This window comes from Shewanella abyssi (assembly GCF_023284025.1).
In the GTDB taxonomy this organism is placed as follows: Bacteria; Pseudomonadota; Gammaproteobacteria; order Enterobacterales; family Shewanellaceae; genus Shewanella; species Shewanella abyssi.
On record NZ_JAKIKR010000003.1, the window covers coordinates 112156 to 124645 of the forward strand.

General features: G+C 44.2%; 10 protein-coding genes. 4 read left to right on the plus strand and 6 right to left on the minus strand.

Going from position 1 to position 12490, the window contains the following annotated elements:
- Positions 1-2 precede the first annotated feature (2 nt).
- The 3 genes from L2755_RS02710 to L2755_RS02720 form a co-directional block, all read right to left on the minus strand.
- Positions 3-1340, minus strand: coding sequence for a M20 metallopeptidase family protein (locus L2755_RS02710; protein WP_248979269.1), 1338 nt, complete (start codon positions 1338-1340; stop codon positions 3-5).
- 260 nt (positions 1341-1600) lie between these two features.
- Complete coding sequence (locus L2755_RS02715) at positions 1601-4033, minus strand: TonB-dependent receptor (protein WP_248979217.1); 2433 nt, start codon at positions 4031-4033, stop codon at positions 1601-1603.
- A gap of 421 nt (positions 4034-4454) precedes the next feature.
- Positions 4455-5330 carry a choice-of-anchor H family protein gene (locus tag L2755_RS02720; protein WP_248979218.1) on the minus strand — a complete coding sequence of 292 codons (876 nt, stop codon included), beginning with the start codon at positions 5328-5330 and terminating at the stop codon, positions 4455-4457.
- A gap of 234 nt (positions 5331-5564) precedes the next feature.
- On the opposite strand from L2755_RS02720, the gene L2755_RS02725 reads away from it, so the two are divergent.
- From L2755_RS02725 to L2755_RS02740, 4 genes are all read left to right on the plus strand, one after another.
- The gene (locus tag L2755_RS02725; RefSeq protein WP_248979219.1) at positions 5565-5882 is read left to right on the plus strand and encodes a PepSY domain-containing protein; all 318 of its coding nucleotides are present in this window, start codon (positions 5565-5567) and stop codon (positions 5880-5882) included.
- Positions 5883-5904: 22 nt separating this feature from the next.
- Positions 5905-6606 (plus strand): response regulator transcription factor, encoded by a 702-nt coding sequence (locus tag L2755_RS02730; protein WP_248979220.1) that lies wholly within the window; start codon positions 5905-5907, stop codon positions 6604-6606.
- An 11-nt stretch (positions 6607-6617) separates the two neighbouring features.
- Positions 6618-8084: an ATP-binding protein gene (locus L2755_RS02735; RefSeq protein WP_248979221.1), complete on the plus strand. Its 1467-nt coding sequence runs from the start codon at positions 6618-6620 to the stop codon at positions 8082-8084.
- A gap of 126 nt (positions 8085-8210) precedes the next feature.
- On the plus strand, positions 8211-9503 hold the full coding sequence (locus L2755_RS02740; RefSeq protein WP_248979222.1) for a DUF3300 domain-containing protein: 1293 nt from the start codon (positions 8211-8213) through the stop codon (positions 9501-9503).
- An 89-nt stretch (positions 9504-9592) separates the two neighbouring features.
- On the opposite strand, the gene L2755_RS02745 is transcribed toward L2755_RS02740, so the two are convergent.
- The 3 genes from L2755_RS02745 to rsmS all read right to left on the minus strand — a co-directional run bounded on the left by L2755_RS02745 (position 9593) and on the right by rsmS (position 12172).
- On the minus strand, positions 9593-10969 hold the full coding sequence (locus L2755_RS02745; RefSeq protein ID WP_248979223.1) for a protein kinase: 1377 nt from the start codon (positions 10967-10969) through the stop codon (positions 9593-9595).
- Positions 10970-11228: 259 nt separating this feature from the next.
- Positions 11229-11951, minus strand: coding sequence for a DUF599 domain-containing protein (locus L2755_RS02750; RefSeq protein ID WP_248979224.1), 723 nt, complete (start codon positions 11949-11951; stop codon positions 11229-11231).
- Positions 11952-12001: 50 nt separating this feature from the next.
- Entirely contained in the window at positions 12002-12172 is a 171-nt protein-coding gene (gene rsmS, locus L2755_RS02755) for a pleiotropic regulatory protein RsmS (RefSeq protein WP_248979225.1), read from the minus strand.
- Between the last annotated feature and the right edge of the window lie 318 nt (positions 12173-12490).

The window sequence follows — 12490 nt, forward strand, 5'->3', positions numbered from 1 at the left end:
GCTTATTTTTGCTTAAACAGGTTCATCGCACTGCGGCTCATCGCGCGAACACCGGTGCTAATAGTCAGTGGATAATCGGGGGCGAATTGACTCGAGTGCAATGAGGGTAATGTCTCTCCTTTATCCAAGCTGACTTGATACGTGTCAGGGTCAACAGCGCCAAGCCAAAAGATAGTGATAGGACGTTTTTCAGCGGTAAGACCATATAAACCAAAATCTTCTCCTGCCATCACAGGCTCAGATTTGAGCACATTTTCAGCACCAATCTCCTGCTCAATGCTCGCCTGTACATTCGCCGCTAAAGTGGGATCGTTATACGTTGAAGGAATTCTTTCCTCTTCGTGGACGTAGACTTCAGGCATAAGCTCATCAGGCAAGCCCGCACTAATCGCAATCCCTTTTGTGAGTCGCTTAAGCGCTTCGATTTGTTGCAAACGCACATCGGGGTTGTAGGAGCGCAGTGTTAACTGTAGCTTCACTTCATCTGAAATAATATTGTGCTTTGAGCCACCATGAATCGACCCAACCGTAATGACATTTGGCTCAAGCGGTGAGATCTCGCGACTCGATATAGTTTGCAGTGCCAGTACCATTCGAGAGGCCAGCACAACGGGATCTTTGGTTGCATGGGGATACGCGCCGTGCCCGCCCTTACCTTTGACTTTAATATCCACCGAGTCGACATTTGCTAACGCATAACCTGGCGCAATTCCAACCTTTCCAGCAGGGATGCCTGCGCTAACATGTAAGTCAATAATATAATCGGGTGTAGGAAACTGGGTAAAAAGCCCCTGTTTCAGCATCGCTTTAGCACCGCCGCCCACCTCTTCTGCGGGTTGTGCAACCATCATTAAGGTGCCTTGCCAGTCCGCTTTATTGGCCACCAACTGCTGTGCAGTGCCAACCAAACTGGTCATATGAATATCATGCCCACAGCCGTGCATAATGCCGACCGTGTTATTACTGGCGTCAGTCGTTGTCACTGTCGAAGCGTAGGACTTTCCCGTCTCTTCTATGATGGGTAGCCCATCGGTATCGGCTCTTATCATGACAGTCGGCCCGGCACCATTTTTATAGATCCCCACAACGCCATAACCACCAAACTGCTCAGTCACTTTAAAACCCAATGCAGCGAGTTCTGTTGCCATACGCGCACTGGTGGATTTTTCTTGGTAAGACAGCTCTGGATTTTGATGCAGATGCAGATATAGCTGCTCCAGTTTTGGCATCGCTTTATCAACCGAGTCACTCAAAGTCGCAGCAACAGTATTGGCACTCAATGGCCCTGCGAGCAAAAGGCATAAGCTAACTGCGATTGGGCTTTTCGAAAATATTGTCATCACGATGCTTTCCATTTCAAGTGGTTATTGAAAGGTTAAGCTAACATATACCCATCCTACTTGAAAATGCTCGTTTAAGAGACATTGTGTGAGTTCATTCTAGGCGCAATAACATAGAAATGGTTATTCCCTTTTAAGTTAGCGCGACAACGAAGTGGGCTTGCACAACGCCTTCTGCGAAGGGTTATAAAGATACTGAGGAGAAGAGCTATAAAACAAAAATGCAGCCAAAAGGCTGCATTTCAATAATGATCTTAGCGCTACAAGCGGTAAGTCAACGACAGCTTAGCGTTACGCTCCTCCCCTGGCATGCCGCCTAAGAACATCGCTTTGCTGTAATAGTCCTCATTGAAGAGGTTATTAACATTAAGCTGCACTTTCCAATGCTCTACATCATAGCTAATTGCAGAATCAACTACGGTGTAGCTCGGCACATAACCATCTGGGATCCCGAAAGAATCAGAGTTGGTGCTGCGGTCATCAACGTATTTAGCACCCAAACTGATATTTAGCGGGCTTTCTAATGAGAACCAATCTGCACCATAAGTAACCCATGCGCTTGCGGTGACATAAGGAACCCCTTTTTGGCGGGTATCATAGCGACTTCTGTTAGGATCTTTTTTATCACGTGCATCTTGGTAAACGCCGTTAACGTTAACCATCCATTGCTCACTGATATGTGCATTTAGATCAAGCTCTACGCCGGTGGTTTCCTCTTTACCATTATAGAAACTTTTAGCGACGCCTGGTGCAGATACCCCCTCTTCATAATCAGGGTTTGAGTATGCTAAGTTCGTTCGTGCACTTTTAAAGAATACCAATGACGCCAGCATTTGATCTTCAAACGCTTTGTATCTAATACCCAAATCATCACTTACAGATTCAGAATCGGCTCTATCCTCACCCGTCCCTTCAATACCGCCGAGGATGCTATAGGCGGTACGACCCTTTGAGTGATTGACAAAGAAAGACAGATCTTCTGTAGGCATGTAAGTCACCCCTAAATTGTATGTCACGCCATTATCCGTCGTATCAGCTTCCGCTCTAGGCTCAGCCTTACTGGCTGAATAGCGTGGGTCTACACCTAAATGTTGATAAGACTGCTTTATCTCATTAAATGCAACACCAATACGAGTGGTGAAACCATATCCTAAATAACCAACGTGCTGCAGACCTACGCCCCAAGCATTGACCTTTTTGTTGTAGTTACTGGTCATCAATGGATCATGATCTTCAAAGCTACCTTCAGCCCAATTAGGGTTACGGATATCGTAAATATAAGGCAAAGCACCTTGGTAAATAACCTCACCCGCTTTGTTCTTAATCACTTTGTCAGCATCGTAAATAGAGTATTGCTTAAACGCTATATTTCTATCTTCAAAGTTAGCATTAACCAGTAACTCATTATCAATGTTGCCTATTTGAAAGTCATAGCGCAGATCGGCAAAGTACTGCCAAGATGTTTCTTCCGCTGCGACTTTACGGTACTCCTGTCGACGCGCAGCAAATGGATATAACACACCATCTTCAACTAATGGAGCACGTGGTTCTTCATTTATCTTGTCGCGTCGATCCCAATAAACATAATTATATGCACCCGTTTGACGAGCAAAACCTGAGGTGTAATCACGGTACTGCAGCTGCTGATTCAAAAACAGATTATCGTTGAAATAGATATTGTGGGTTAACTTAAAACGTAACTCTTCACCTTCATTATCTTTCGCCATTGGCGAGATAATCCCGGCATTACCAAAAGCGTAGGGTGTTTGCCCATCACTACTTGAAAGCGAATCTGCTAGCTGTTGCCGTTGTGCATCAGTTAGTTGAAGCCCTGCGTTATTCGGGTCATTAATCAGATCTTCCCAACTAACGTCTCCCGCCCCCTTACCGCCTACAGATCCAGCGTTAAAGATACGGATCGGGTGACCAATTGAATCAACTGCAATTGCATCTTTAATGTAGCTTGCTGATAACATTAACTCTTGGCTATCGCTGACGATATATTTCAATGAAGTGTAAATTTCATCTCTATCAGTACCAATCTCACGGTAGCCATCACTGCGACCACTTTTAGCCACAACTCGGTAGGCTAGGTTATCGGTGATCCCACCGCTACTATCAACAGCGAATGAATAGGTGTCCCATTGACCAACTTCAGCGGTGAACTCATTTAAGGACTCAAATTGCGGCTTTTTCTCAATAAGGTTAATTACGCCACCCGCACTCCCCATGCCATAAAGGCCTGTTGCTGGACCTTTTAAGACCTCTACAGACTCAACATTTGTCAACGAACGTGTGGGATTAAAAGTATTACCAAGTCCTGCACCACCATACATACCATCGTAAGTATAATTAGCGCCCAAGCCTCGGATCACTAAGTTGTCACCGATACCATAGTTATTACCCGCTTGAGTAACGCCGCTGATGTTGCGCACTAAATCCTGGAGGTTACTCACCCCTTGCGCCTGAATAAGTTCTTCATCAACAATAACCACCGCAGCTGGCGTTTCCATTAGTGACATATCGGACTTGGTTGCTAACCCCGAGTTCATCACCACTTGATTTTGTCTGCCATAGACGGTGATCCGTTCAATGTTACTATTCGCTTCAGCGGTTTCAGCCGCGTAAATTATTGTCGGTAAGTATGTCGATGCGCACGCAATTGCTAACATTGAATAACGAAAATGTTTCATCCAGTAACCCCACTTAAGTATTATGCGGCGAGATGATAACCATTACCATTACAACAGGCATTTAAACAACTACTACAAAGCCGATTCGTTTGTGATTGTTTTCGTTAGGTTTTAAATCAAAAGCTTACAAAGTAAATTATAACAAAATTCATATGCAGCAATAGGATAGGTGAGCTCTGTCACATATTAAAAATGTAACGACGTGGATGTTTTTTACTCGATACATGAGAGATGAACAACAACTAAACAAATACCTCGATACTGAAAACCGCTACACTGATAATAAACCAACCATAATCTGATAAGTCTTTAGTAGGGTGACCTGCCGTCGCAGCAAATTACCCTTTAGCGAGTACAGATATACCTTGAGGGTTACTGATGTATTTTTGTGCTGAACTGGTTATGTTTGGGCAAGGTTTCATTAGCTCACTATCGTCATAGTGAGACGGTTATATCGTTTTCTTCGAAGCAAAGCTGCCATCGATAGCGCAAACAATGCCCACAAAGAGAAGCTTCCTGCATAATCGTCCTCATATTCAATATAATCACTGTCCCAATTGGCACTTTCTAACGGTAAGGCATACAGGCTGTCAAATTCGTTTGAACTGACTGTTGCCACAATATCGCCGTAGCCGTACTCATAGAGATCAATAAGTACATCGTAATGATCGGTAGCAAAGCCGACATCCAAGTTTGTTAACACCTCAAAATCATCATCGGTCGCATCACCGAAAATACTAAATACATCGGTGGTGTAATAGTGCTCCCAAGGACCGCCGTTGCGACTGAGGTAAAGCTCTGCAAATACCTCAGCCCTTTCATTAATGTATATACCGCTAACATCCGCATCGAATGTCACACTAAAGGTTTGATAAAAACCATCGAGGTCATTATCAACAAACAAACGACTATAAGCATCGTAAATATAAAAATCTCGATAGATGCCATTGGCGAATAATGCCGGCGAAGCTGACATTTGTTGTTTCACCAATGCCTTCTGGGCTTTATCGATATGAGACTGGATGACTTGGTCTCTGGTTTTAGGACCTAGCGAACTAGGACTAACCTGCAAACGTTGAGCAGAGAGTAACTCGCTTTGATCTGCTGATAGCGTTGCATTTTGCCCGGTATCAACTGCTTGAACCTTGTCTTGTATATAACCCGCAGATACGCTGTGGATTTGCTTAGCGTCCTGCGCTAAAGCAGTTAGCGGCAGCAAACATGCACAAAGCAAAGATAACAGTTGTAGTGATTTGGTCTGGGTTCTAGTTTTAGATGTAGTTGTAAGTAATCTCATCATCACCTCAAGCGTTTCATTTGGTTGAGGTCATTAAAGTCTAACCTAAATGAACACAAGCTGAACATCCATAATTGCCACTTAGCTGACTCAACAACCATTGTCTGTATTCAGCTTGGGTTCATCTTTAAAACGTTATACCTAACTTATTCCTATCCCCTCTCGATGCAGGAGTGATGACTAATCTAGCTGGATCTTTTAAACTGGTAACACTTCAACCCTTTGGTGCTCTTAATGAAAGCTATTTTACTGTTGATATTAATACCGCTACTGATGCTCGGCTCATTACCCGCCTATGCTGGCGGGCATTACGCCAGTATCTCGATAGCCTCTATGGCGATGGCAACAAATAATCGCGCCAAGTCACTTAAAGTGAGTAGTCCACAACAAGCTGCCCAATTAGTTAAAAGAAAATATCCAGGGAAAATCCTCAACGTTAAGTCTGCTCGTGTTAACGGTAATCCTGGTTATCGAATCAAACTACTTTCAAAAGATGGAGTGGTTTTTTACGTCAATGTCGATGCAAAAACCGGCAGTGTTCGCCGTAACTAACTGCAACAAACAAGGAACGAATATGAGACTGTTACTGGTTGAAGATGATCTCGCACTGCAAAATAATCTAAAGCAACATTTGCTCGCGGCAAACTATACGGTTGATACCGCTGATGACGGTGAGATTGGGCTTTTTCAAGGAAAAGAGTACAACTACGATGCGGCAATTATTGATGTAGGTTTGCCAAAAATAGACGGTATCGCCCTTATCACTCAACTTCGAGAACTCGCCATTGAGTTTCCTATTCTGATCTTAACCGCTCGCGATAGCTGGCAAGATAAAGTAGAGGGGTTGGATGCGGGAGCAGACGATTACCTCACTAAACCTTTCCATCCACAGGAGTTGATTGCGCGGCTTAAAGCCCTCATTCGTCGCAGCGCAGGAAAAGCCAGCCCTGTCATTTGCAATGGTCCTTTTTCACTCAACACCAGCAGCTTAGAACTGACTAAAAATGGCGAAACCATTAACCTCAGTGGTTCGGAATACAAGCTTTTTGAGTACTTAATGCTGCATATTGGCGAAGTAAAATCAAAAACAGTACTCACTGAGCATATCTATGATCAAGATTTTGATCTCGACTCCAATGTTATTGAGGTCTTCATTCGACGGTTACGCAAAAAGCTCGACTCAGACAATAAACTCGGCCTGATTGAAACATTGCGGGGGCAAGGGTATCGCCTTGCTAAGCTTGAAGCGCTGGTAAAACCAGAAAAACCATCATAGTGAAGCTCTCAATGAGGTCTTTGCCAAAAGCCCTGCACTCACTCAAAGCTAGACTTATTGTGAGTGCGCTGCTGCTTATCTTAATATTGATGCCGCTAATTGGTTTCACTCTCAATGATGCTTTTAAGCAACAGGTAAAAAGCGCATCAATGAATGAACTCAAAGCCTATGTTTATGCCGTTTTGGCTGTTACGGAAGTTAATGCTAGCGGTATTGCAATGCCAGAGGTTCTACTCGAAAACCAGTTTAATGTTATTCAATCTGGACTCTACGCTACGATAACAACGCCAAATGCTGCCGTCCTTACGGGTAAGAGTAATAACGAGTTTGATGCTAAGTTTGTTGTAAATCCACAAACACAGCTTAATAACCTCAATAGCAACTCAACGGACACACAAAAAATTGTTTGGCGCTCAGACTCATTGCTGGGTATCGAACTGCCGAATCAGCTGCCAACGCCGAAAAAAGGTCAAGGTCAATTCAGTGAAATCACCCTCAATGGTCAACCAAATCTAATATACAGTTTCAGTGTGAGTTTTGAGCTGCCAGGGACAACAGATGATGATAAGCATCTCAATAGTCAATTCCCGATCACAATTCATATCATTAAAGATCAAACGGAGTTTCAATTACAGGTAGACCAATTTACTCAGCAACTTTGGCGCTGGTTAATGATCCTTATGGGCTTATTACTAGTGATACAAATGACGTGGCTATGGTGGACCTTAAAGCCTCTTTCGAGCTTAGAGACCGAACTGAGCGCCATTGAAAATGGCAAAGCAAATCAACTTAATGATGACTACCCAACTGAGCTGCAAGCGGTAGCCCAGCAACTCAACACCTTGCTCAGCACCGAACAAAACCAGCGTAAGCGTTATCGCAATGCATTAGCCGATCTGGCCCATAGCCTTAAAACGCCGCTGGCGGTGATCCAAAGTCAGGCGGATTTAAGCCCTGAATCGTTAGAACAAGTCAGCCACATTAACCGTATTATTGGTCACCAACTGAAACGTGCGCAATCAGCCGCTGGTAGCGCTTGGCATCTGGGTATTCCCGTCGTCAGTATTTCAGATAAACTGGTTCGGAATTTGCCAAAAATATACTGCCAACCACTGATAACGATTGAGCAAAATGTTGACCGTGACGCCATTTTCAAAGGGGATGAGTCAGACCTTGCTGAGATCCTAGGCAACCTGCTAGATAACGCCTGTAAAGCGGCCTCAAGCAAGGTATTGCTAACTGTCACTCAAAATGCTGAGACATTAGTGCTGCAAGTGGAAGATGACGGTAACGGCGTCGATGAAACTTTAAAAGCTCAAATATTCGAGCGCGGCATAAGGGCCGACTCCTACAAAGTGGGTCACGGGATCGGACTCGCCATAGTGCGTGACTTGGTCGACAGCTACCATGGAGAGCTATCGATTGCTCAATCCCCTCTATTGGGTGGTGCCTGTTTTACTATTAATTTTAAATACTAAAAATCTATACCCAAGCAACTAGGTTATAGAAGCGTCACCCCATAATCTGTGTTTTTCAGCTTTCAGCTTCTGTTCATCTTCGCCTTCCTATAATGACCCTATCGTCAATTATCGATAGGAAAGCAGATGAATATTTTCAAACAATGCTGTTGCTTGTCTCTGGTTATCATTTTGCAATGGCTAACGCCAACGAGCAGCTACGCAGAAGATTTTAATAGTGCGGAACAAACTCAACTGAGTGAGGGCGAGTTAGCACAGATGCTAGCGCCAATTGCACTCTATCCCGACAGTTTGCTCACCCATATTTTGATTGCCTCGACCTACCCTCTAGAAGTGGTAGAAGCCCAGCGCTGGCAACAAAAACATCAGCAACTGAGTACTGAAAATCAAGTCAGCAAAGCTGAAGCGATGCAATGGGATCCGAGTGTGACCGCCTTAGTCGCTTTTCCTAACGTGTTACAAAAATTGAGTGAAGATCTGCAATGGACTCAAGGACTCGGCGATGCATTTTTACAAAATGAGGCTCAGGTGCTAGCCAGTATTCAAACACTGCGTTTGCAAGCAGATAATGCTAGTAACCTTGATGATATGGAAAATATGCAGGTAACTCGTATCAATAACCAGATTGTTATTGAACCGGTTACAAAGGAGGTGGTGTACGTGCCCTATTATGACCCGAGGGTCGTCTATGGCAATTGGTATTGGTATAACTACCCTCCTGTTTACTGGGCAATGTATCCTGGTTATGTCAGACCCAGCTATGGTCATTTTTACTGGCATAGCGGCGTTCACATTAGTTTTAACTACTATTTCAGCGCGTTTAGCTGGCACAACCACCGTGTAGTGGTGGTGCACCATAAGAATTCACACCACTATCGCCATCATGGCCGGATTGTCACCAGTCACGGCGCCAAGCGTTGGGCACACAAACCACAGCACAGACGCGGTGTGGCTTATAGTAATACTGCCTTGAGACACAAATACAACAGTCATAGCCCGAGCCGAGCTCACAGTAAGGTGGTTAGAAGTCAGAAAACGGCTCAGGTAAATAAAAGCCGTGAAATGCAATTTACCAATAAGCTGAAGCAACAACCCGCCCAGCGTAATACTCACTATGCCAACGGCAGACCGGTAAAGAGCCATCAGCCAGCTAAGAGCCATCAGCAGGTAAAGAGCCGTCAGCCCGCTAAGAGTCATCAGCAGGTAAAGAGCCATCAACAGGTGAAGAGCCGTCAGCCTCAGCCCGCTAAGAGTCATCAACAGGCTAAGAGCCACCAGCAGGTGAAGAGCCGTCAGCCCGCTAAGAGTCATCAACAGGTTAAGAGTCATCAACCAGTAAAGAGCCATCAGCAAGTGAAGAGCCCACAACAGGTCCGCAGCAGCTCAAAAACGGCTCATCACAAACAAAGAAGAGATTAAGATAGAGATAGAGATAGATAGTGGGATATATTCTGACGCAACTCCATAGACGATATTCAGTCTATGGAGTAAACAGTTTGCTCCTCTAGCTAATCACTAACGACTGTAGCTGTCAGCTTATTTTGGAGGGCATTAAGCGATGCGAAAATGTCACTAAAACGTGGCCGAAGTGACAAATCAGTCTGTAGACAATCTTGGCTGAGCAGCTTCAATTCAGCAGTCAAATGATACTGGTCATCTTGCTGCGCTAATCTGTTTTCAACCAGATCTTCAATAAGGCAAGCAAACGCCCTAATTTCGACACTCTCCATCGCCTCTTTTTGTAACTCAGGCAACTTATTTAAGTTGGACGAGGCACCAAAATCACCGAAGAGCATCGATCCTTGATGATTTATCATCGTGTTATGCGCATACACATCACCATGACTTACGCCATTTCGGTGTAAATGAGTCATGGTATCAGCCATTTGAGTCAGCACAGATAACACTTGTGGTAAGCCAAGCTCTTCGCCTTTGACAAAAGTGTCTCTAGTGCAAGTATCCAGCGATGGCGGTAAGCCTAGGTTAGAAAATGAACTAGGAATGAGCTCCATCACCAGCCCAAGTTGCTCAGCTTGATTAATTTGAGCAACCACTTTAATCAAATTGTGATGTTTTCCGGCTTGTAAACAACACGTCAGCTCATCACCTGGGTAACCATCACTGGTCACCTCACCTTTAAACAGCTTCACGGCAATATTGCGACTGGAACCGTAAAGTGACTCGGGTTGCTTCAACCATTTTCCGCTATAAATGACGCCGGACGCCCCTTGGCCAATCACTTGACCGAGCTCTATAGCTGTTAATGCAACGGATTGCATCTGCTGCACTGGTGGCTCAGAGCTTATCGCTGTGCTCACGCCCTCTCTACTCAGCGGATTGCCATCAAGTGCTAACCACGCAAGCTTTGGCAATTGAAATAGCCAATCAGGCAACTGAGAAAAGTTATTGGCGGATAGTCGTGCTAGTTCTAAATTGCTGCAATTGGCCATGCTTACAGGCAAAGCACTAAGCTTATTGCCCGCGAGTGCCAATTTTTGTAATCGATGTAAGGATCCCATATCCTCAGGTAACGATTCAATCTGATTATCTGTCAAAATTAACCAGCGAGTTTGTCGCGGCAATGTACCTGCCGCCACAGCTTTAAGCTTGTTGGACTTAAAACTTATCATCTCTAAACGAGGACAAGCCGCTATGGCTGCTGGGATCTGTTCAAACTGATTGTTGGTCAGGAACAACAGCTTTAGTTGCTGTAAACGTGCAAAATCACTGGGAAGTTCAGTTAACAGGTTATCCGAAAGGTCTAACACCTCTAAGGTCTCTGCAAGTGAAAAAATAGCCTCAGGAAATACGTTTAAGTTCTCTGCCAGGGTTAGTCGTTTAGTGCCTTTTAGTTCGCCTGAAGTTAACTGTGCCAATGTTTGCAAAATCTACTGCCCTTCCTAATATTGATAATCGAATACTCAAAAAGGCGGCAATGGTAATACATCCGAGAAAAATGAGAAAGTGACGATTAACAAGCTGGTAAATAACCATCGCCCAGGCTGAACCGTATTTAGGTCGAGTTACCATGAAAAACATAACGCATCGACAATGTTGCCGCACTACTCAAGCTGTCTAACCTCCTCCCGAGTAACGTTCAACTTGGGCAACGGCTAGATGAAGCACAGCTACAGGCAACACCAATTACGATGAATACTTAATCTTACGCTCCGCTTTCAGGATCTCTTGGCCTGCAGTTATCGCAATAACTGCTTTTGATTTGAATTCACGTCGATACAAGGTCACGACGACAAATATACTGGCAGCAATAAGCAGTAACGGATGAAAGAACCAACAAAGCGCTGCCATGGAAAAATAGTAACAGCGCAAGCCGTAATTGTAGGAGTGAGCGGCTTGGTCTTGCACCACAGCCATCTGTTTTGCATAGCTACGCAGGTTTTCATTACGCCCCTCTTCATCATAAGGCGCTGCACCAATCATCACATTAAGGAATCCATATTGGCGCATCGACCAAGTAAATTGGAAAAAAGCCATGATGAAGATAAAGGTTAACACTCCCAATTTAACTTGCACCAGAGCATGATTGGGATCCGCAGCATAGGGGATGGTTGCAATAACCGCTTCTAAGCGTTCCACCTGAGCAAAGAGGGTTAATACACCCGCAAGCACTAACATGGTCGTAGAAGCAAAAAATGAGATGTTGCGTTCAAGGTTGGCTAGTAACGCAGCTTCACCCACTCTGATCTCGCGGCTGATGAGCTCATACATCCAGTGAATACGATGCTGATGCAAACAACGGGCAATACAATTGGTGGTTTTCGCTTTACCTTTAGCAAAACGAGCATAGCCTACCCAACTAAAAACAAAGATCATAATGGCAATAATATCTAATACAGAAATAGTCATAACGTTCTCATAAGCCGCGGATTATAAATAAAGAGGTAAAATAAATATCATCAAGTTTTTGGTTTTAGCTTATTTTCGAGATCTGAACTCACGATTTTTAACGCTGCCAAGGCAACTTCAGGTGCAATATTATTTGATTCGAGGAGCACGATAAGATCCACCGCCAATTTAACTTCCGCAGGCGCAGCTGCCAAGCCTAATTCATTATTACCGTCACTCACACATTCGCCTCTTCGATTCAACGCCTACCTAAAGAAGTTTTAGATAGATCTCATCAATAAGCGACACGCGCTTATCCGCTAATAAGTTATTCTATCGTGATTGGAATTAAAAAACAGCTTTGATGAAAGTGAAGCAGCTCATCAATATTCAGCTTGTATTAACATCAACCTGAACTCCCCCTGTGGCAGGATAGACAATAAAGTTACAGGGCTTCATTTGAGGTAAGTCATCGTTAACGTTCACATGGGAAAATGGCTTGCCATATATAGCGATTAAATACAGCTTGCCTCGCTGCACAACGAAGTCATGATCTCATG

Coding starts and splice junctions, on each gene's coding strand:
- L2755_RS02710 (WP_248979269.1), bottom strand. CDS start 1,340: ATGACAATATTTTCGAAAAGCCCAATCGCAGTTAGCTTATGCCTTTTG.
- L2755_RS02715 (WP_248979217.1), bottom strand. CDS start 4,033: ATGAAACATTTTCGTTATTCAATGTTAGCAATTGCGTGCGCATCGACA.
- L2755_RS02720 (WP_248979218.1), bottom strand. CDS start 5,330: ATGAGATTACTTACAACTACATCTAAAACTAGAACCCAGACCAAATCA.
- L2755_RS02725 (WP_248979219.1), top strand. CDS start 5,565: ATGAAAGCTATTTTACTGTTGATATTAATACCGCTACTGATGCTCGGC.
- L2755_RS02730 (WP_248979220.1), top strand. CDS start 5,905: ATGAGACTGTTACTGGTTGAAGATGATCTCGCACTGCAAAATAATCTA.
- L2755_RS02735 (WP_248979221.1), top strand. CDS start 6,618: ATGAGGTCTTTGCCAAAAGCCCTGCACTCACTCAAAGCTAGACTTATT.
- L2755_RS02740 (WP_248979222.1), top strand. CDS start 8,211: ATGAATATTTTCAAACAATGCTGTTGCTTGTCTCTGGTTATCATTTTG.
- L2755_RS02750 (WP_248979224.1), bottom strand. CDS start 11,951: ATGACTATTTCTGTATTAGATATTATTGCCATTATGATCTTTGTTTTT.